General features: G+C 70.2%; 19 protein-coding genes. 9 read left to right on the forward strand and 10 right to left on the reverse strand.

Annotated elements, in window-relative coordinates; all coding sequences use genetic code 11:
* Positions 1 to 20 precede the first annotated feature (20 nt).
* The 5 genes from ACIBVQ_RS24945 (at position 21) to ACIBVQ_RS24965 (ending at position 4,121) form a co-directional block, all read left to right on the forward strand.
* Positions 21 to 1,502 (forward strand): multicopper oxidase family protein, encoded by a 1,482-nt coding sequence (locus ACIBVQ_RS24945; RefSeq protein ID WP_399180275.1) that lies wholly within the window; start codon positions 21 to 23, stop codon positions 1,500 to 1,502.
* A 178-nt stretch (positions 1,503 to 1,680) separates the two neighbouring features.
* Positions 1,681 to 2,430 (forward strand): maleylpyruvate isomerase family mycothiol-dependent enzyme, encoded by a 750-nt coding sequence (locus tag ACIBVQ_RS24950; protein WP_399180277.1) that lies wholly within the window; start codon positions 1,681 to 1,683, stop codon positions 2,428 to 2,430.
* Between the two features lie 161 nt (positions 2,431 to 2,591).
* The gene (locus tag ACIBVQ_RS24955; RefSeq protein ID WP_352014458.1) at positions 2,592 to 3,128 is read left to right on the forward strand and encodes an NUDIX hydrolase family protein; all 537 of its coding nucleotides are present in this window, start codon (positions 2,592 to 2,594) and stop codon (positions 3,126 to 3,128) included.
* Between the two features lie 115 nt (positions 3,129 to 3,243).
* Positions 3,244 to 3,666, forward strand: a complete 423-nt coding sequence (locus ACIBVQ_RS24960; protein ID WP_399180279.1) for a hypothetical protein — start codon at positions 3,244 to 3,246, stop codon at positions 3,664 to 3,666.
* Entirely contained in the window at positions 3,663 to 4,121 is a 459-nt protein-coding gene (locus ACIBVQ_RS24965; RefSeq protein WP_399180281.1) for an NUDIX domain-containing protein, read from the forward strand. Before ACIBVQ_RS24960 ends, ACIBVQ_RS24965 begins: the two co-directional genes overlap by 4 nt.
* Positions 4,122 to 4,179: 58 nt before the next feature.
* Here ACIBVQ_RS24965 and cyaB read toward each other — a convergent pair whose 3' ends face one another.
* Together cyaB and ACIBVQ_RS24975 are read right to left on the reverse strand one after the other, a co-directional pair.
* Complete coding sequence (gene cyaB, locus ACIBVQ_RS24970) at positions 4,180 to 4,719, reverse strand: class IV adenylate cyclase (RefSeq protein WP_399180283.1); 540 nt, start codon at positions 4,717 to 4,719, stop codon at positions 4,180 to 4,182.
* Positions 4,720 to 5,037: 318 nt separating this feature from the next.
* Complete coding sequence (locus ACIBVQ_RS24975; protein WP_352014469.1) at positions 5,038 to 5,880, reverse strand: M55 family metallopeptidase; 843 nt, start codon at positions 5,878 to 5,880, stop codon at positions 5,038 to 5,040.
* Positions 5,881 to 6,020: 140 nt separating this feature from the next.
* On the opposite strand from ACIBVQ_RS24975, the gene ACIBVQ_RS24980 reads away from it, so the two are divergent.
* Positions 6,021 to 7,607, forward strand: coding sequence for an FAD-dependent oxidoreductase (locus ACIBVQ_RS24980; RefSeq protein WP_399180286.1), 1,587 nt, complete (start codon positions 6,021 to 6,023; stop codon positions 7,605 to 7,607).
* A gap of 205 nt (positions 7,608 to 7,812) precedes the next feature.
* On the opposite strand, the gene ACIBVQ_RS24985 is transcribed toward ACIBVQ_RS24980, so the two are convergent.
* From ACIBVQ_RS24985 to ACIBVQ_RS25000, 4 genes are all read right to left on the reverse strand, one after another.
* Positions 7,813 to 8,073 carry a hypothetical protein gene (locus ACIBVQ_RS24985; RefSeq protein WP_352014471.1) on the reverse strand — a complete coding sequence of 87 codons (261 nt, stop codon included), beginning with the start codon at positions 8,071 to 8,073 and terminating at the stop codon, positions 7,813 to 7,815.
* Positions 8,074 to 8,138: 65 nt separating this feature from the next.
* On the reverse strand, positions 8,139 to 10,283 hold the full coding sequence (locus ACIBVQ_RS24990) for a hypothetical protein (protein WP_399180288.1): 2,145 nt from the start codon (positions 10,281 to 10,283) through the stop codon (positions 8,139 to 8,141).
* Entirely contained in the window at positions 10,280 to 11,851 is a 1,572-nt protein-coding gene (locus tag ACIBVQ_RS24995; RefSeq protein WP_362913509.1) for a peroxidase family protein, read from the reverse strand. Before ACIBVQ_RS24995 ends, ACIBVQ_RS24990 begins: the two co-directional genes overlap by 4 nt.
* A complete protein-coding gene (locus ACIBVQ_RS25000; RefSeq protein WP_399180291.1) occupies positions 11,848 to 13,146 on the reverse strand; it encodes a cytochrome P450 in 1,299 nt (432 codons plus the stop codon). Before ACIBVQ_RS25000 ends, ACIBVQ_RS24995 begins: the two co-directional genes overlap by 4 nt.
* 261 nt (positions 13,147 to 13,407) lie before the next feature.
* On the opposite strand from ACIBVQ_RS25000, the gene ACIBVQ_RS25005 reads away from it, so the two are divergent.
* Entirely contained in the window at positions 13,408 to 14,361 is a 954-nt protein-coding gene (locus ACIBVQ_RS25005) for an acyl-CoA desaturase (protein WP_399180293.1), read from the forward strand.
* 269 nt (positions 14,362 to 14,630) lie between these two features.
* Positions 14,631 to 15,674: a tryptophan--tRNA ligase gene (gene trpS, locus ACIBVQ_RS25010; RefSeq protein ID WP_399180394.1), complete on the forward strand. Its 1,044-nt coding sequence runs from the start codon at positions 14,631 to 14,633 to the stop codon at positions 15,672 to 15,674.
* A gap of 38 nt (positions 15,675 to 15,712) precedes the next feature.
* Here trpS and ACIBVQ_RS25015 read toward each other — a convergent pair whose 3' ends face one another.
* The 4 genes from ACIBVQ_RS25015 to ACIBVQ_RS25030 all read right to left on the reverse strand — a co-directional run bounded on the left by ACIBVQ_RS25015 (position 15,713) and on the right by ACIBVQ_RS25030 (position 19,525).
* On the reverse strand, positions 15,713 to 16,915 hold the full coding sequence (locus ACIBVQ_RS25015; protein WP_352014476.1) for a methyltransferase domain-containing protein: 1,203 nt from the start codon (positions 16,913 to 16,915) through the stop codon (positions 15,713 to 15,715).
* A gap of 432 nt (positions 16,916 to 17,347) precedes the next feature.
* Positions 17,348 to 18,484 carry a hypothetical protein gene (locus ACIBVQ_RS25020; protein WP_399180296.1) on the reverse strand — a complete coding sequence of 379 codons (1,137 nt, stop codon included), beginning with the start codon at positions 18,482 to 18,484 and terminating at the stop codon, positions 17,348 to 17,350.
* Positions 18,481 to 18,981 carry a SigE family RNA polymerase sigma factor gene (locus ACIBVQ_RS25025; RefSeq protein ID WP_352014478.1) on the reverse strand — a complete coding sequence of 167 codons (501 nt, stop codon included), beginning with the start codon at positions 18,979 to 18,981 and terminating at the stop codon, positions 18,481 to 18,483. The genes ACIBVQ_RS25020 and ACIBVQ_RS25025 overlap by 4 nt, the downstream gene beginning before the upstream one ends.
* 61 nt (positions 18,982 to 19,042) lie before the next feature.
* A complete protein-coding gene (locus ACIBVQ_RS25030; RefSeq protein WP_399180298.1) occupies positions 19,043 to 19,525 on the reverse strand; it encodes a MarR family winged helix-turn-helix transcriptional regulator in 483 nt (160 codons plus the stop codon).
* An 81-nt stretch (positions 19,526 to 19,606) separates the two neighbouring features.
* On the opposite strand from ACIBVQ_RS25030, the gene ACIBVQ_RS25035 reads away from it, so the two are divergent.
* Positions 19,607 to 20,023, forward strand: coding sequence for an SRPBCC domain-containing protein (locus ACIBVQ_RS25035; protein WP_399180300.1), 417 nt, complete (start codon positions 19,607 to 19,609; stop codon positions 20,021 to 20,023).
* Positions 20,024 to 20,093 lie beyond the last annotated feature (70 nt).

Raw genomic sequence — 20,093 nt, forward strand, 5'->3', positions numbered from 1 at the left:
ATGACCCGATTGGGGAGAAGATGCTGAACAGACGACGCCTGCTGACGGCCGGAGGCCTCACGCTCGGCGGTATGGTCGGCGGGACCCTGCTGCTGCCCAGGCAGGAAGCCTCCCCCGCCATGGCCGACGCGGGCCTCGGCCCCCACCGGCGGACGCACATGACCCACGGCGCGACGCCCACCCGGGGCTCGGACCCGGCCCCGTTCCGGGTGCGGATGCCCGTGCCCCGCGTGCTCACCCCGGTCGCCTCCTACCGCGACGTGGACGTCTACCACCAGGACATCCGCGCCTCCCGGGTGGAGATGCTGCCCGGCGTGCGCACCGAGGTCCTCGGGTACGGCGGCGCCTTCGTCGGCCCGACCCTGCGCGTCAGGCAGGGGCGGCGGGTCGTCGTGCGCTACCGCAACGGCCTCGACCGGGCCGTCAACACCCACCTGCACGGCGGGCACGTCGCGGCCGACAGCGACGGTTATCCGATGGACCTCATCGAACCCGGCCGGTCACGGTTCTACGAGTACCCGAACACCCAGCCGGGGGCGACGCTCTGGTACCACGACCACACCCACCACATGGAGGCCGAACACGTCTACCGGGGCATGCACGGCTTCTACCTGGTCGAGGGCCGGGACGAGAGGCGCCTGCGGCTGCCCTCCAGGGACCACGACGTGCCGATCATGCTCACCGACGCCCACTTCGCCTCCGACGGCTCCCTGATCTACGCCCCCGAGGACACGCCGAACCGCACGACGCTGCTGGCCAACGGACGGCCGCGGCCGTACTTCCCGGTGGCGGCGCGCAAATACCGGTTCCGGCTGCTCAACGTGTCCAACTTCCGGACCTTCCACCTGAGCCTCGACCGTGACATGACGATGACGCAGATCGGCTCGGACGGTGGCCTGCTGCCCGCCCCGGTGCGGCGGGAGGTCGTGGTGCTCTCCCCCGGCGAACGGGCCGAGGTGGTCGTCGACTTCGGCCCCCGCAGGGTCGGCGACCAGGTCGTGCTGAACGACGTCAGCGGCCCGGTCCTGCGCTTCGACGTGGTCACCAGGGCCGCCGACGACAGCCGGGTACCCGACGTGCTGCGCCCCCTGCCGCCGCTGCCCGCCCTCGGCAGCGGACGGACAGACCGGGAGATCACCCTCAAGGTGGACATGGTCCGCGGTGCCGCCTACATCAACGACCAGGTCTTCGACCCCAACCGGGTGGACGTCCGCGTCAGACGGGGAAGCACGGAGATCTGGCGCGTCACCAACCTCGACACCGACGTGTCCCTCGACCACAACCTTCACCTGCACCTGGTGCAGTTCAGGATCCTGGACCGCGACGGCGCCCCGCCGCTGCCCGGCGAGTCGGGGCTGAAGGACACCGTGCTGGTGCCCGCGGGCGCCTCGGTCAGAATCCAGGTCACCTTCGGCGACTTCCTCGGCCGCTACCTCTACCACTGCCACATGCTCGAACACTCGGTCGGCGGAATGATGGCGCAGATGGAGATCGTCCCCTGACCCCGTTCCCCGCCGAAAACCATGTCGTAAGCTCCACTGAAACCCCACCGAAAGCCATGTCTAAGGCCGTCGGCGGCCACCACCAGGAGCCTGCCGGATGCCCGCTCCCGGAACCGATGAGGGTTCTGGGTCACCGCGACAACCTTCCCCGACCTCCAGAACTGATGAGGACCCTGCCATGAGCGACCTGAGGGACGTGATCGACGACCTGCACGCCGAGGCCGAGGAACTCGACCGGACGGTCGTCGATCTCGACGCCGACGGGTGGGCGACGCCGACCGCCGTAACCGGCTGGACGGTCGGGCACCAGATCGCCCACCTCGCCGCCCTCTACCGGCTGATCGGCCTGGCGGCCTCGGACCCGGTGGCGTTCACCGCGCTGACCACGCAGCCCAGGTTCGACCTGGAGGCGAGGCTGCGCGCGTCGTTGTCCGGCTACCTGCTCGAACCGCCGGGGGCGCTGTTCCCCCGCTGGCACACCGAACGCGAGAACACCGCCACCGTCCTCGCCGCCCTCCCGCCGGACCGTACGGTGCCGTGGCTGGGCGGCCCACTGGAGGCCTCGGCGCTCGCGGGCGCCGCGATGACCGAGTTGTTCCGCCACGACCAGGACATCGCGGACGCGCTCGGGCTGAGCAGGAAGCGGACGGACCGGGTCAGGCACGCGATCGAGTTCGGGCTGCTGCCCGAAAGCGCCCGCTACCGCCCCACCGGCTGGACCCCGCCCGGCCCCGACCTGCACGTGTTCCTCACCGCCCCCTCGGGAACCCTGTGGGACTACGGCCCCACCGAGTCCCGGCAGAAGATCGTCGGCGCTGCCGAGGACTTCTGCCTGCTGGTGACCGGGCACGGAGCACAGGCCTCCGACCTCCTCGCCAGCGGCCCCGAGGCGAGACGATGGCTGGCCGACGCCCAGGGACACCCCTGAACCCCCTCCGAACGCCTCCTGCGCATCAGCCGTACCCCCTTGGACACATCCCGTACGCCCTACCAGACTCGGACATGTCCCACATGACCTGGGCATATCCGGTTCGCCACGCCCCAGGGTGCCTACGTGTCCACGCGCTGACCGCGAAGTACGATCGACCAATGACCGAAATGACCGATACCGCGCCCGGATGGCTCTCTCCCGACGAGCTTGAGGCCGCTCGCGCCCGGATGCCGATCCTCTACGTCGACGCCGTCCCCGTCCGGGTGGACGACACGGGGGTGGTCACGCACGTCGGCCTGCTGCTGCGCATCGGCGCCGACGGCACGGTCAGCCGTGCCCTCGTCTCCGGTCGTGTGCTCCTGCACGAACGGGTCCGCGACGCGCTCATGCGCCACCTGGAGAAGGACCTCGGCCCGGTGGCGCTGCCACGCGTACCCGCCTCACCGCAGCCCTTCACGATCGCCGAGTACTTCCCGACGCCGGGTGTCACGCCCTACCACGACCCCCGGCAGCACGCGGTCTCCCTCGCCTACGTCGTCCCGGTGGCCGGGGACTGCCGCCCCAGGCAGGACGCCCTGGACCTGGTCTGGTTCACCCCCGAGGAGGCGGCCTCCCCCCTGGTCCAACAGGAGATGCAGGGCGGCCACGGCACCCTCCTCAAGCAGGCCCTGGCCCACGTGGGCCGCCTGTCCTAAGGCTCAGACGCCCGGCGCCGGAGCTTCCCCGATGCCGTGCGCGAGGGGTGTCGGCTTGTGCTTTACCGGCGCGCCCAAGCCCGCGCCGCCGCCAGGCGGAGCAAAGAGACCCGGCTTGGGCGCGTCGGTGCTTGGACTGAGGAACGCAGGAGCGCAGCAACGGAGTGACGAGGGAAAGCGCCGACTCGAAAGCGCCCAAGCCCGTGACGGCGTCCCCCTGGACTACATCCGCCACCTCAACGCCCTGGCCGACCGGCCCGGTCTGGCAATTCTGGTCACAGCCGCTTCTGCCGTTCTGGAGGAGCGGCTCACCGTGCGAGGAGCACACTCGCGATTTGAGCACGAAGGCTCCAGCGCCGCCGAGGTCGCCCTATACGAGGACCTCGCCGACGTCCTGGCTGTCGATGGATATGTCTTCCACCGAATCGACACAGGTCATCAATCACCGCAAGACGCCGCTGCGGCCCTCACCGGCCACATCCTTGGGCTATCGTCACGGGCGTCCTACCCGCCTCGGGAAAGGCTTCTGCCGCCATGACGACGCAGCGCCAGCAGGTCACCGTGGATGTTCATGTGATCCTCGAACGCGACGGTCATATTCTGCTGTCCCTTCGGCAGGGCACCGGGTACGCCGACGGGCTGTACTGCCTGCCCTCCGGTCATCTCGACCCCGGTGAGACCGTCGTCGACTGCGCGATCCGTGAGGCCCGTGAGGAGGTCGGCGTCATCATCGACCCCGGCCGTCTACGGCCCGCCACCGTGGTCCACCACCTGTCTCCCGAAGGTCGGCCACGGGTCGGGTTCTTCTTCGCCACGGATACCTGGGACGGGGAGGTGGTCAACGCCGAACCGAACAAGTGCGCCAAGGTCGAATGGGTGCCCGCTGACGTCCTGCCGAGTAACACCGTGCCATATACCGCCGCCGGGGTCAGGCTCCACCGCACCGGCACTGGCATCGGCATACATGGTTGGTCCGAACCGGCAGCCACATAACACGAGTACGGCCCCGGCCTCCGAAGAGAACCGGGGCCTTCTTACCAGCTGTTCTAAATCAAGCCAGGACGGCACGTACCAACGAGTCGTAGGTGTCCCTCGTGCGTTCCAACTCGATGCCGAGGGAGCGGGCGAAGGTGTCCAACTCGTCCTGTACGGCGGTGCCGGGCTCCTGGTCACTCGTTGTGCGTTCGAACTCGATGAACACTCCGGCGTGCTCGACCTCGTCCACGCAGATCGCCATGTCGCCAAGCGTCGCGCTCCGGCGAGTCTTCACGATGCGGACAGTGGGGTGGAAGCCCATCGCGACGATGGCGTGGTGCATCTGCTCGCGGTCGGCGATCTCGGTCTCGTGCTCAAGGCAGGCCATCGCGTTGTCCAGTGGTCGTTTGATCGTGAACAGGTACCGCCCCCGCTGGGTGCGCAACCGGGCGAACGTCACGCCGATCTTGCTCTGCTCGTAGGTCCAGCCGTTCTCGGCATACGCCTGGTCGTCCTGCCGTACCGGAGGAGAGAGAATCACTCCGCGCCGGGCCAATGCCTCCTCCAGGGCCACGAGGTCACGCACGCGGTACTTGACCTCAATCTCCTGCGCCACATCGGCCTCCCTGGTCTCCGCTGGGACGCGGGGAGCCTACCGAGAGCGTGCGTGGTTCGACGTGGAATCAGCACAGCCGACTCTGAAACGGCGGAACGCCAAACTCACATCACAAGAGAACCTGGCTGAACCCGTCGATGAGGGAGGGGTTTGGGTTTGGGGTACCGGTGCCAGGTGTGAGGAGTGTCGGCTTGGGCGCGTCGGTGTCTGGACTGAGGAGTGAGGGAGCGCAGCGGACGAACGACGAGGGAAGACACCGACCCGAAAGCGCCCAAGCCCGCGACGCCGAAGGCGGCGCAAAAAGGCACAGCGCAAAAGTCACCGATCAAACAAGATCGAGCGCGCCCTCGCCGTGGCCGCGGCGAGTTGGTAGCAGACGTTGACGACCCCCAGCACCTCACGGGGGCTGGACAGGCCGCCGGCGACCGTACGGTCGCCGGTGCGGGTCATCCCGGGGATCATCGCGCCCTGTTCCGCCGCCGCCGCGCTCGGCATGTCGATCTCCAGGTGTAGTTCGTCGGGCACCTGGATGGTCGGCAGTTCCCCGGCCTTCTCGACCGTCTCGGCCGCGGCCGCCCTGATGCGCTCGCGCGCCACGGTCGGCGAGAGGCTGTCCGCGGCGAAGTAGCCGTGCGCGGCCTTCACCTCGACGGTCCGCGCGCCGGGCAGCCGGTCCCTGATGGTGGCGCAGATGACGTCGTCACCGGTGACGAGCCCGACCGGCACACCGACCGCGGCGGCCCGCAGCGCGTTGACCTCGGCCTCGGAGACGACGAGACCGTTGAGGCGGACCTCGGTGAAGTACGAGGAGTAGGTGTGCGCGAGCACGCCCGGTTCACCGGCCGCCGCGTGGTAGCCGAGGAAGAGCGCCACGTCGTGTTCCTCGCTGATCCCCTCGGCCATGCAGTCGAGTTTGGGGGAGCCGAAGATGAGCCTGGCCCTGGGGTCGAGATCCTCATGGATGAGGTTGTCCATGGTGCCGTGACTGTCGTTGACCAGGACGCTCTCCGCACCGGCGTCGAAGGCGCCCGCGATGGCGGCGTTGGCCTCGGCGGTCATCAGGCGCTGCGCGGCGGGGTAGCCGTGTCCGCCCCTGACCACCTGGTCCATGGTCGCGATCCCGGCGACGCCCTCCATGTCGATGGACACATAGACCCTCATGTTCAGGACTCCTCACGCTCCACGGACGACACCGTCCAGCCTCACCGCGAACGCCTCCGAGGGATACGTTCCGCCCGCCAAGCCGTACGGCTCTCATTTGGAGATGACTCCGTTGCTCCTTCGCGTGATGGATGTTCCGGGTGGTCTTGACGTTCTCCCCAGCAGGTGAGATTACTGACAGCGATATTAATGTCGCTTTACGTGAACATAGGGGGTGTGAAGCTCTGAACACCAACAAACCGCCGGTCCTGGGTACGGCGACGCCCGAAGAGCTGATCGAGGCGGGAGCCCCGAGACCGAGTCACGAGCTGCGAGTCCCCGCCGCCCTGGTCGCGACCGCCGAGCACGGCCTGACCTCAGGCGGCACGCCGCGCAAGCGGGTGCTGGTCATCGGCGGCGGGATGGCCGGCCTCGTCGCCGCCTACGAGCTGATGCGCCAGGGGCACGATCCCGTCGTCCTGGAGGCCCAGCAGCGGGTCGGCGGACGGGTCCTCACCCTGCGGGACTTCGCCCCCGGTCTGTACGCCGAGGCCGGAGCGATGCGCATCCCGCGCGTGCACGACCTCACCCTGGCCTACTGCGAGCGGTTCGGGCTCACCCTGCGGCCTTTCGTGATGGGAAATCCGAACACCCTCGCCTACATCCAGGGCGTCAGGACCACCGTCAGGGAGCTGAACGAGAACCCCGGCATCATCGACTTCGAGCTCGCCGAGCACGAGCGTGGCCGCACCTACGAGGACCTGTGGCGCACCGCCACCCAGGAGATCCACGACCTGTACGCCCAGGAGGGCGAGGCCGCGCTCGACCGCATCTGCGCCGAGTACGACCGCTACTCCATCCGCGGGTTCCTGCGCGAGCGCGGCTTCTCCGAGGGCGCCATCGAGCTGTACGGCGTCATGAGCTTCAGGGAGTCCAACCTGAACGCGGCGATCATCGAGCAGTTCCGCGAGATCATCGGCCGGGCGTTCGAGGACATGCAGGAGATCGAGGGCGGCACGGACCTGCTGCCGACGGCCTTCTACCGGGAGCTGAGGAACCACATCCGGTTCGGCCACGAGGTCACCGCCATCGAGCAGGACGACCACTCGGTCACCCTGCACGTCAGGACGGCCTCCGGCAGGACGACGCTCACCGGTGACTACGCCATCTGCACGATCCCGTTCTCGGTGCTGCGTGATGTGGAGGTCAGGCCCGCCTTCTCGCGCCGCAAGCAGCGCGCCATCCGCGAGCTGAACTACAACGCCTCCACCAAGATCCTCTTCCAGGTGCGGCGGCCGTTCTGGGAGCGGACGGACGGCATCGTCGGCGGCACCACGGTCACCGACCTGCCGATCCGCCGCATCTGCTACCCCTCGCACAACGCCCGCGACGAGGAGCGTTCGGTCCTGCTGGCCAGCTACACCTGGGGACAGGACGCCCTGAGGTGGGGCGCGATGTCTCCGCAGAAGCGGGTCGAGCAGGCGCTTGAGGACGTCGCCAAGATCCACCCCGAGATCCACGACCACATCGAGTTCGGCGTGACGCACGCCTGGTACGACGACCCCTACGCGGCGGGGGCCTTCGCCCTGTTCGAGCCGCACCAGCAGACGAGTCTGCACGACGCGATCATCGCCCCCGAGGGTCGCGTGCACTTCGCCGGTGAGCACTGCTCGCTGTGGCACGCCTGGATCGAAGGAGCCCTGGAGTCCGGGCTCAAGGCGGCCCAGGCCATCCACGAGGCGTCCTGACCCCGGCGCCCGGCGTCTCTCCCCCGGCGCCGGGCGCCGTACCAAACGCCTCGCCCCGCGCCCGGCCTTCACCGCCGTACCAGACACCTCCCACGGCGCCAGACGTTCCTCACCAGGCCGAACCCCCACCGCCACGCCGTACCAAACACCTCGCCCCACGCCCGGCCTTCACCGCCTACCGAACCCCCACCGCCGCCTCGGGCGGTCAGCCGCCGAGTCGTTCGGCGTAGCGGCTCAGTCTGGCCTCCGCCTCCGTCAGGTCGGCCGCGGCCACCGCGCACGCGTCGAGGTGGGCCCGTACCGACTCGCGCAGCCACGGCGGTGCCGCACCGCCCTCCTCAAGCTCCGCCTCGATCCTGCGCAGGCGCTCGGCGCAGTCGGCGAGTCTTCGGACGTCGGAGCGCAGCAGTTCGACCCGCGCGGCGATCCGCTGCGGCGCATCCGGTTTGTCGGGGGAAGAAGGCATTCGTTCCTCCGGTTCTCCGGCCCCGAGGCGGTCGGGCCGCCTCCGGTTCTCCGGTTTCAGGGCGGTCAGACCGTCCGCACCGGGACGCACGCCTCCTGGAGCGTCCGCCTGGTGATCGTGGACAGGCACAGCAACGGACGGGCGCCGTCGAGTCCCAGCTCACGCAGCCGCCCCGTCAGCGGGTTGGCCGAGCGCCCGACGACCAGCCGTACCCGGGGGGCGAGATGCACCCGGCCGAGGCCCCGGGTCCGCACGCACGAGCGCAACGTCGCCCCCTCGTGACGCGCGTAGGCGACCAGGTCGCGGTCGCTCGCGGGCACCCACGGGCCGAGGGAGCCGGTCAGGGTGAGGACCCGGTCGGTGAGCTCCCCCACCGTGACCCGCACCGCCCCGCCGGTCAGGTCGAACTCGACCGGCATGACGTACGGCTCGCCGCCCCACAGCCGGGGCGCGACCGCGCGGACGACGGCGGTGTCCACCACGGAACCGGCCAGGAAGCTGCCCGAACGCCGCCGGTCGGCGCCACGCGGCAGGTCGGGCCAGACCCGGATCGACCGCGAACGCCACGGGTCGGGCACCACGACCCCCAGGTGGGCCTCGTGGTACTCGCCCAGGCTGGTCCGCCGGTTCCACGAGGCGTGCACCGCGACCAGGGCACGCCCCCCGACCCGTACGGCGGGCCCGAGCCCGGTGCTCACGAGCAGGGCGGCCGTGGCGGCCGGGTCCGCGGCGAAGTAGGCGGTCAGGGAGCCGCCGTCCTGGCATCTGACCGGCAGTTCGACCGACCCGTCCCGCGTCTCGGCCAGGTAGGTGGGCACGGTCAGGAACGGGAACCCCTCCGGGCGGGGAGCCCGGTCGAACAGCTGGTAGGCCTGCGACCGCACGACCCGCCCCCGGTAGGGGGCCAGTTCGGCGTCGATCCGCTCCCGCGCCTCGGGCAGGTCATCGGCCAGGTTCGCGATGTAGTGCTCCATGCTGTGGCAGCGCGGGAAGAGGTGGGTCGGGTCGAAGTAGTCGACGACGTACCAGTCGGGGTGCAGGTCGAAGCACGTGCCCGCGCCCTGCCCGTCGAGGGTGGGGATGATGTCGTGCTGGTTGGTGACGCTGGCGACCCGGACACGTGGGTCGGCGGGCCGTTTGAAGTCGATGGGCGCGCCGACGGACACGACGTGGGTGACGGTGTGACGGGCGCAGAACGCGGCGTCCTGGACGAGGTTCATGACGGCCGCGCCGCCCGCGCTGTGCCCGATGAGCGCCAGTTCCTCACCGCGCGGCACGCCGTAGTCCTCCACCGCTCTGATCAGGGCCCGGCTGTAGGGACTGCTGTCGAGTACGGCGCTGCTGAAGGCGCCGAGCAGGTCCTGCGGCGAGTTGTCGTCCGGCAGCCCGACCCGCATGCCGGGCGCCTGGACGACGTGACGCGTCGTCCCCTCGTCGTCCTCGACGCTCTGGATGAGCACCCGGCCCGTCGTGCCGAGCAGGCCGATGTTGCGCAGGAAGCCGAGCAGCGAACCCCGCTGGCTCAGCCGTACGGACTCGACGGTGGCCAGGTCGACGCGGCGGGCGGCTCCCTCGCCGGTGTCGAGGACCGCGACGGCCCTGTTGCCGAGGCCGGTGATCGGGTCGGCGGACGCGAAGCCCCGTCCCGTCGCGATCAGCCAGGCGGCCTCGTCGTTGAACGGGTTCTCGTCCAGCAGGGCCCGCAGGGCGAGCACCTCACCGAAGATCGGCGCGAGCGTGCTGAGCGTGCGCACCGCGCCGCGGTCCTTGAACAGGGCCCGCAGCGCGCGTACCGCCTCAAGGTCGCGGTCCGCCGCCGCGGCCTCGACGAGCCTGGTCAGCATGGGGTCGTCGCGCAGTTCGGGATGCTCGACGGCGGCGGCCGCGATGCGCAGCCGCAGTGAGGTGGCCAGGACGCGGACGGTGAGGCTCTCCGCGCCGCCCAGCACGCCGAGCCTGGCGGCCAGACTTCCGAGCGGCCCGCCCGTGAAGGCGTAGCCGAGCCCCTGAACGTTGGTGACGGCGCGCAGCAGCGCGCGTTCCGCCCGGTAGGCGACGGCGGGCGCGCGGACCACGGCGCCCGGCGCGGCGCTCTCGGTGAGCGCGGTCGTGGCGTGCGTCGACACCTCGTGGATCGTGACGCCGATGTCCACGAGTTCGCAGGCCGCGGCCCGCAGCAGCGCGGCGTGCTCGCGGCCCCGCCCGCTCATCTCCCCACCTCACGGCCCATGCTGACGTAGCGGGGGCGTGGTTCCTCCGGGATGTTGCGGTTGAGCACGTCGGACAGCGTCCCGGTGGTCGCGATGATCCGCAGGCCGAGCGGGGAGAAGGTCGCGGCGTTGAACACCCTCGGCGCCAGCAGCGGATTGGTGAGCGCCTGGGAGAAGGCGTCGATGGCGATGATCTTCGTCAGCAGCGGCGGCAGGATGGCCTCCGAGGAGGCGTGCTCCTCGGCGAACAACCCGACGTACAGGTCGACGTCGTCGACACCGCCGTACAGCTCGCGCAGCGCCTCGACGACCCGCCGGTCGCCGGTGATCTGCTCGAACCGCCGCACCCTGGGGAACCGGCAGTGTTCTCGGTAGGCGTTGTAGGGCGCCAGGCCGAGGGCGCGTGACTCGGCGACGCTGGCCACGTCCACCTCCCGCAGGCCGGGATCGGTGTTGAACAGGCCGATCCGGCCCGCGCGCTGCCGGGAGGCGTCCTCGAAGAGCCTGCCGATCCCGGGGCCGGGGATCAGCTCGGCGCCGAACAGGGTCCGCGCCAGCGGGAGATCGGCGTCACCGACCGAGAGCCGGGAGGGGATGAGCCCGTGCCAGCGGTAGACGAGGTTGAACTCGACCGAGGCCCAGTTCTCCCGCTGCCAGGGCGCGTGGGCCAGTCGTGCCGACAGCCGGGAGTCGAGGGTGAAGCGGAAGTGGTAGGGCGTGATGTGGTTGACGTACTCCTCGACGACCAGCTTGATGAGCAGCACGATGAGGATGTTCCTGGTCGTCTGGAACAGCCGTTCGTCGTCCCAGCGCGGGTTCTGCTCGGCCAGCAGGGCGGCCACCCTGTTGTGCTCGCGCAGGAACAGCACCGTGAGCATCGTGAACCCGACCTGGATGTTGCCCCGGTCGCTGCCGACGGCGAACAGGGTGTCACGCCGTGCGGCGTCGACCTCCGCGAGGCGGACCACCTTCAGCGGGGCGAACTCCGGCTTGATCTCGCCGCCCTCGCACAGGTACGGCGGGAACTCCCCGTCCTCGATGATCTGGCTCTTCAGCCGCCCGCCCTCGAAGGACCGTAACACCGCGGTCGCCTCCGGGGTCAGGCCGTAGAGCTGGTTGAGGTCGATGTGGTGGTTGGAGGTGTTCCTGCGCGGGTCACGCGGCACGTTGCTGTCGCCGCGCAGGAAGCCGTCGGTGAACCACTGGGCGAAGTAGGCGAACAGCACGGTCGAACGGGGGCAGGGGATCATGGCGTCGCCCCGGGCGAACAGGTCGGCGGCCCGTTCGGGGGACGGCCTGCGGCTGTCGTCGGCCGTGACCGGCGGCAGGTGCCTGCCGCTGTAGGTGCGGTCGGTCAGCGAGGTCCACGAGGTGTAGTCGGCCATGGCGCTGAGCGGCTCTGGCCGGGGCGGCATCTCGCGGATCGCGTGGTCGATCAGCGTGGCGTTGAGGCGACGTTGCACGGGAGGCATGGCCTGGGCCGCCTCCCACAGGGCGCGCCCCCTGGTCAGGGCGAGGAAGCGTAACCGGTTCGAGGCCCCGTCGGTGGCGATGCCACGCGCTCTCATCCGGCGTCTCCCAGGACCAGCACGAACCTGTCCGGGAAGATGCCGTGCGCGCGGACGACCTCCCCCTCCGGCCCCGGCAGCCGCCGCACCCCCGGCCGCAGCAGCAGCCGCCGTACGGCCTCGCAGATGATCACCTTCGCGGGGGTCACGCCGAGGCAGGCGTGGTGGCCGTGACCGAAGAACAGCCGGTGGTGGGCGGGCCGGTCGGTACGGAACTCCTCCGGCGCCTCGACCACGTCGGCGTCGAACATCGCCGAGGCGGGCGCGGCCAGCACGAACGTCCCCGCCGGGATCACCGTACGGCGCGGCGTGCCCGCGGCCAGGACGTGGTCGCGCACGCACACCCGGGCCAGCAGCTTGAAGAACGGGTTGAACCGCAGCGCCTCCCAGACGTAGGAGTCGAACCGCGCCGGGTCCGGCTCCGCCGCCGCCTCGACCGCCTGGCCGTACACCTCGGGGCGCAGCATGAGCTGCTCGACCGCCTCGACCATGGCGCCGGGGCCGCTCTCGACGAACCCCAGGGGCAGCCCGGCCATGTTGATCACGACCCGCTCGTCGTCGAACCCGGTGCCCGGGGGCAGCACGGTGCCGACGAGCCTGGCGAAGACGTCGTCGGGCAGGTCGAGCCCGGCCCGCAGCGCGGCCCTGCGCTCGGCGAGCCTGCCGTGCAGGTGGGCGGTCAGCTCGGAGCCCGCGGCGACGGCCGCCGCCTGGATCTCCGGGTCGCCCTGGAAGTTGGCGAAGCCGTCCACGATGACGGCCCTCGTCCAGCGTGACAGGGTCGCCGGGTCGGGGCCGGGCAGGCCGAAGTACTCGGCGCAGACCCCGAGGGCGACGTGCCGGAACAGCTCGTGGACCGCCTCGACCCGGCCTTGGGGCCAGGCTGCGTCCAGCGCCTCGTCGGCCAGCCGCCCTGCCGTGTCGCGCACCCGGGCCGCGTCCCCCTGGGGGAGCATGACCCGCATCAGCCCCTTGTCACGCCAGTTCATCGGGGTGGCGTCCCTGGAGAGCATGAAGGGCGCGCCGAGCGCGGCCTCAAGGCGCGGCCCGAAGGAGCGCACCGTGAAGACCTCCTCGTTGGAGAGCACCTCCACGACGTCGGCGTATCTCGTCACCACCGTGAAGGCCGGGGTGACGAGGACCGGCCTGTGCTCGCGCAGCTCCGCGAGGAAGTCACGCCAGTCGGCGCGCAACCACCGCAGGACGAGGGCGAGCGCGGACACCGGATCGTCGGCCAGGGTCTCGTCGTATCTCCTCAGGTGGTCACCGGTGGTCGTCTGGTCGACAGCGCCCATGTCCTGGCCCCTTCTCCCCCGGTCTCCCCGGATTTCTCCGGGGCTTTCCGGAGTCTCTCCGGACCCCTGGAAAGCCGGAGCGAACACGGGTCGTCACATCGGGTGGCCACAACAATTTAGGAGGGTCGCGAGGGATTCACCGATGACTACTCTATGGAGTGTTTTGCTGCCTCTAAGTGATTATCATGTCACTTTCGGGCGACTGCCACGGCGCCGGAATACGGACGTTCAATAAGCCCCATCCGACCGCAGGGAGAAAACGTGGCCCCGTCGCCCGACTCACGCCCCGACCAGCGGACGGCGGAGACGGTCACGGTCCCCACCGGCCGCAGGGCCGCCTACCTCGTCGTCCTCGTGGTGCTTCCCGCGGTGCTCCTGGCGCTGGCCGTACCGGCCGCGTGGGGGTGGGGGGTCGGGCCGCGCGACCTGGTCATCGCGGTCGTGATGTACTTCGTCAACATCTTCGGCATCGCCATCGGCTACCACCGGCTGTTCACCCACCGCTCCTTCCGGTGCCGCAGGCCGCTGCGGATCGCGCTGATGCTGGCCGGCGGCATGGCCGTCGAGGGGCCGGTCACGCTGTGGGCCGCCGAGCACCGCCGTCACCACAAGTACGCCGACCGCGAGGGCGACCCGCACTCCCCGTGGCGGTACGGCGAGAGCGGCCTGGCGTTGCTGCGCGGCATGGCCCACGCCCACGTCGGCTGGTTCTACACCGCGCGCCGCCGGTCGAGCCGGTCGCACTGGGTGCCCGACCTGCTGGCCGACCCCGACGTCCGGCGTTTCGACGCCGCCTACCCGGCCGTCGTGGCGTTGTCGTTCGCGTTGCCCACGGTCGTCGGAGGGCTGTGGTCGATGTCATGGCAGGGGGCGTTGAGCGCGCTGTTCTGGGGCGGCCTGGTCCGCTACGCCGTGGTGCACCACGTCACGTGGTCGGTGAACTCCGTCTCCCACACCTTCGGGGACCGTCCGTTCGCGACCAGGGACCGCTCGTCGAACGTCCGCTGGGTGGCGATGCTGACCCTCGGCGAGGGCTGGCACAACTGGCACCACGCCGAACCCACCTGTGCCAGGCACGGCGTCCTCAGGGGACAACTCGACCCGAGCGCCCGCCTGATCCGCTGGTTCGAACTGGCCAACTGGGCCGACGACGTCCACTGGCCCAACCCCCACCGCCTCACCGCCCACCGCCTCCCCCACCGGTCAGACGGTTAGGTCCCGGACGGTGGTTATCATGGGGGTGTGTACTCTTCCTCATGTCTGAGCTGGTGGCGCTCCTCGTAGGAGCGGCACCTCTCGCGCATGACCGGGCCGTTCGGATGAACGGCCCTTTCGTGTTCCTGGACCAGGGCTCGTGTCGTCCCGACGGCTCGACCGACCCACCAGGAGACCTCATGAGCACCGTCCAGACCACGGCCCCTTCCACCGCAACGCCGGAAGCACCCGGAGCACCTGGAACGCCCGACGCGCCCGACGCCCTCGGCATGTCCGCCGCGCAGGCCCGCAGCGCCGTACTGGAGGAGTTGATCCTCAAGGACCCGGGGCGGTTCCGGGTGCTGACGGGCGACCGTCCGACCGGGCGGCTGCACCTCGGGCACTACTTCGGCACGCTGCACAACCGGGTGCGGCTGCAGAACCTCGGGGTGGAGATGTTCGTGATCATCCCCGACTACCAGGTCCTGACCGACCGTGACGTGGCGGACAACCTGACCGAGTACGTCGAGGAACTGGTGCTGGACTATCTCGCCATCGGCATCGACCCGGCGCGCAGCACGATCTTCACCCACAGCGCCGTCCCCGCGCTCAACCAGCTGATGCTGCCCTTCCTGAGCCTCGTCTCCGTCTCCGAGCTCAACCGCAACCCCACGGTCAAGGACGAGATCGCCCACTCGCGCCAGTCGTCCGTCAACGGCCTGATGTTCACCTATCCCGTCCACCAGGCCGCCGACATCCTCTCCTGCAAGGCCAACCTGGTCCCGGTCGGCCAGGACCAGCTTCCCCACCTGGAGCTCACCCGGACCGTCGCCCGCCGTTTCAACGACCGGTACGGCGACGGCACCGCGGTGTTCCCCCAGCCCGAGGCGCTGCTGTCGAACGCCCCGCTCCTGCTGGGGACGGACGGCACCAAGATGAGCAAGAGCCGGGGCAACGCCATCGCCCTGTCCGCCGACGCCGACGCGACCGCCCGCCTGATCAGGGGGGCCAAGACCGACGCCGAGCGGCACATCACCTACGACCCGGTCGCCCGCCCCGAGGTGTCCTCCCTCGTCCTGCTGGCGGCCCTGTGCCTGGACCGCTCTCCGCTGCGGGTGGCCGAGGAGATCGGTTCCGCGGGGGCCGCCGCGCTGAAGAGGACCGTGACCGAGGCGGTCAACGAGTATCTGGCGCCGATCAGGGCCCGCCGGGCCGAGTACGCCCGGGACCGCACCCACCTCCGCAAGGTGCTGCGCGAGGGCAACGAGCGGACCAGGGCCGTGGCCGACGCCACCCTCGCCGAGGTACGCGCCGCCATGAACGGCCACTACTGACTGCCCCGCCATGACGGGACACCGGGATCGGTGTCCCGTCAGCCGCCCGCCTCAGCCGGCGCGGCCTCGGACCGGGGCAGAAGGACTGCGGGCTCCCGGAACCACACCTCCTGGCGGCCGTCCGCGGTGACCGTCAGCCCGAACTCCTCGTGCCGCGGCCGTCCCTGCTCCGTCCACCACCGGTGGGCGGCCTCGACCTCGTCCCACAGGTCGCGCGGCCCGCCCTGGAAGACCCGCGACTCCAGTGAGTACTCCTCGTCGAAGAACACCGCGGCCCAGGACGGGCCGTCCAGGCCGTACAGCCACATGGTCCGGTTGCCGGACCGGGTGCGGCCGTGGGCGTGGACGCACCCGGGCACCAGCAGGCCGGCCACGAAGTCGAAGACCGCGTAGCCGGAGTCGTCCATGACCTCGTCCACCGGCAGGTCGGTGAACGACCGGCGGGTGTCCCCCGGCCACTCGTCGCCGGGGACGTAGTCGGCCCGGGTGACCCGGCGGTCACGCTGGGACCGCAGATGCATGAACCGTGCGGCGCTGGAGAAACGCCCTCCCGCGCTGCCGTCGTCGTTGACGACCAGCCGCACCAGCGGGTTCTGCCCGGTGTAGTGGGTGCCCCACGGCATCACCAGCACCCCGCCCGGCCTGGTCTGCTCGATCCACGCGCGCGGAACCTCACGCACCCCCGCCGTCACGAGAACCCGGTCGTACGGCGCGTGCTCCGGGCTGCCGAGCAGGCCGTCCCCGACGACGATCTCGGGGTGCCAGCCCGCGGCGGCCAGTGACCTGCGCGCGGTGTCGGCCACCTCCTCGTCGATCTCGACCGACACCACGTTCCTCTCGCCCAGCCGGGCCGACAGCAGGGCGGCGCACCAGCCGGTGCCGGTGCCGATCTCCAGGACCTTCGCGCCCTCGAACACCAGGAGTTCGGCGAACATGGAGAACACCGCGGTCGGCATCGAACTGGAGCTGGTGGCCAGCACGCCGTGACGAAGACCGAGGTGGGTGCCGTCGTCCCACTGGGTGACGATGGGCACGTCGGCGTTGGCCCAGTGCCACCACCCGTCGGGGTCGTGGATCCTGGAGACGGCCGTGTGCCCCTCCTCGGTCGAGGGCCACATCACCTCGGGCAGGAAGAGATGCCGGGGAACCACCTCGAAGGCGGCTCCCCAGTCGGGGGTCAGCACGCCCGACTTCCGCAACATGTCACGCAGTGCCCGCCGGTCCTGGTGCGAGGTCGTCATTTCTTCCGGCCCCGATGAGCGTCACCGTCCAGCCGTGAAGGCATCGCCCCGAGAATGCGAGGCTCACACCTTTCCTTACGGTCTTCCATTTGCTCCTCTTCCCGTGTCCCGCCCCCGAAACAGAGCACTCGCACCCAGCGTAGGGACAGGTCACGACGGTGACACATGGATTCCCAGGAAAGGTTTACGTCGCTTTTCTTCCCGCCGTTTCGGGGCCCTGGACACAGGAAGTCCATTGAGGATGGAATTTACCTTGTTTTCCACGGCAACCCGGAAATCATGGTGGCTTATGGTTCTTTTTGGTGCCGTTCCTCGACCTCTCGGGTGGGTGTCGGCGCGGCTTCCCGCCTGCCGGATCTCGCCGGGTTCGCACCGAGTACGGCAGGACGGCCGCCCCCGTTGACCGCCCTGCCGTACGGCTGCCCTGTGTCTCTAGCGCGTGGGGCCGTGGTCCTCGCGCCAGAGCTCCGCGCCGTCCCTGTCGTAGCCGACGAGCTCGAAGCCCTCGGCGTAGATGTCGTCGGTGCGCCGTTGTGTTCCGGCGAACATCCGGAAGTCACCGGCCTGCCACGGTTCCGGCCTGGTGTCGGCGGTCACCGTCGTACCGTCCCGGAGGACCAGCGCGACGCGGGCGGTCCCGGCGCCGGTGATGCCGAACCAGCGGTCCTCGTGCTCCCGCAGCTCCGCCTTCATGGGCCTGCCGCCCATGTCGGTCAGCGGCCCTCCCGGCGAGAGGGTGTTCATGGCGACGGCCCGTCCCCCCAGCTTCCAGATCAGTGACCTGTCGGGCGTCTCGTAGAGGCCCACGACGAGGCCGCCGGGCATCTCCACGGTCGAGCCGACCGGCTTCGCGTCGGTCTCGGGGAACGCCGGGGGCTGCCGCTCGATCCTTTTGACCGTCCTGCCCAAGCCGTCCAGGAACTCGAACGCGGTAACCGGTTCGTCCGCGGAAACGGTCACGGTCCAGATGGCCTGGGGGGCGCCCTGCGGCGTCCGCAGCGTGCCGGTGACCCGCCCGCCTCTCTCGCGTACGGCCACGACCCGGGCGATCCCGGCCTGGGCGGTGCCGTAGTGCAGGACCTTTCCCGTGACGGGGGGCGGGAACGACTCCGTGGAGCCCTGGTCCGTCGCCTCCGCGCCGTCGATCACCGGCCCCTCGCCGCAGAACTCCGTTCCCCCTCCGGTCCTGGAGGTGTACTTCCGGCAGAAGACGGTGGCACCGTTCCTCGCCCTGGCGTACCAGAGCGAGAGGGGACGGCCCTCCGAGGGGTTGTCGATCGTCAGGCGCTTCCCGACGGGGTCCGGGTTCCTGAGCGGGTCCTCAAAAGCTGTGGGGGTCGCGGTGACGACGGCGGCGATGCCGCCTCCCCCGGTGTCGCGGGTGACCGTCACCGCGACCGGCACGGCGACCGCGACGACGCAGACGCCCGCCACCAGCGCGTGCCTGCGCGTACGGCGGCGCCGCGACCGGAGCACCACCTCGGCGGAGAACCTCGCCGGGGCCTGCGGCGCACGCGTGGCGGCGGTTCCGAGCGCCGAGCGCAGACGGGATTCCAACCGGTCGGTCATGCGGGGCTCCCGTTGATCGCTGAGGGGCTGGGCAGGACAGAACGGAGCCTGGCCAGGCCGAGTGAGGCGTGGCTGCGTACCGTCCCCCGGGAGACGCCGAGCACGTCGGCGATCTCCGTGTCGGACAGGTCCTCGTAGTAACGCAGCACCAGTACGGCCCGCTGCTTGCGCGGCAGGGTGGCGAGCGCCTGCCACAGCCCCTCGTCGCTGTCGGACGGCGGGCTGTCGAAACGCGCCGTCTCGGGCAGCGCCCAGCCCGGCGCCTCACGCCTGCGCACCCGCCAGATGCTGACGTGCAGCCTGGCCATGATCATCTTGACGTACGGCTCGGGAGCCTGTTTCCGTCGTACCCGTGGCCAGGCCTGGTGCAGCCGGATCAACGCCTCCTGCGTGAGGTCGGCGGCGTCGTGCGGATTGCCGCTGAGCAGATAGCCGTAGCGCAGCAGGGCATCAGCGCGTTCCGCCACGAACTCCTCGAAGCGGGAATCGTCTTCCACCGGCCCCTGCCTTTCCTCGTCCCGTCACGGGATAGACGGCCGAGGAGGCCGAACTGTTGAATCAGCCCTTCCGGTCGTGGGCCTGCCAAGCCCGCTGGGAACGGGTGATGTGCCCGAGGGCGGCCTTGAAGATCCGGTAGTCGTCGTCTCCCAGCTCCTGGCGGTGCCGCTGTTCGATCCGGGCCAGGATGGCGCGGGCCTTGTCGATCTCGTCCAGACCGGTCTCGGTGGGGACGACGAGCTTCGCGCGCCGATCGGCCGGGTCGGCCTCCCTGCGCACGTAGCCGAGCCGCTCCAGCTCGTCGACGATGACCCCGACGATCTGCTTGTGCTGCCCGGACCGCTGCGCGAGCTCGGTCGCCCGCACACCTGAGGCTGGCAGCACCGCCAGCACCGTGCCGTGTCGTGGCCGCACCTGGGGGTGGCCCTGCTCGGCGAGCCGGGCGAACAGCTCCTCCTGCAGCGCCCGGCCCAGCTGCCCGACCAACATCCCCAAGTCCGGCTCCTCGGCGGTGGCGTCCATCTCGACTCCCAAATTATTCACGATCATTGACTATCACTGATCATTACTATACCTTGAGATCAGTTGATCCCCAACCTCCGACACAGACGAAGGAGTCCCACCATGAGCACCGCCGGCTTCGACTACACCATCACCCGGACCCTCGACGCCCCGGCCGACAGGGTGTGGGCCGCCTGGACCGTCGCCGACGAATACGCCGTGTGGGCCAGTGCCGAGGAAGTCGTCCTGGACGTCCGGCCCGGTGGCGCCTGGCGCTCGGTCATGGTCATCCCCGGCGGCGCCCGCGTCCCGCTGACGGGCGGCTACGTCGAGGTCGTGGAGAACAAGCGCCTGGTGATGGGCATGAACGTGCCCGGCCGCGACGAGCCCGTCCTGATGACTCTCGACCTGACCGCCGACGGCGAGCGCACCCAGATCAGCCTCTCCCAGACCTTCGACACCGCGGAGGACCGCGACCAGGCCGAGCAGGGCAGCAACTTCCTGCTCGACAGCCTGACCACCCATCTCGCCGCGGCCTGACCGAACGGACCCACGGGAACCGACGACCGGAAGGCGGCCGGCCCGGCTCCAAAGCGGTTCAACGTCCACG

Origin of the sequence: Streptosporangium sp. NPDC049376, from assembly GCF_044466505.1 — a bacterium.
GTDB lineage: Bacteria > Actinomycetota > Actinomycetes > Streptosporangiales > Streptosporangiaceae > Streptosporangium.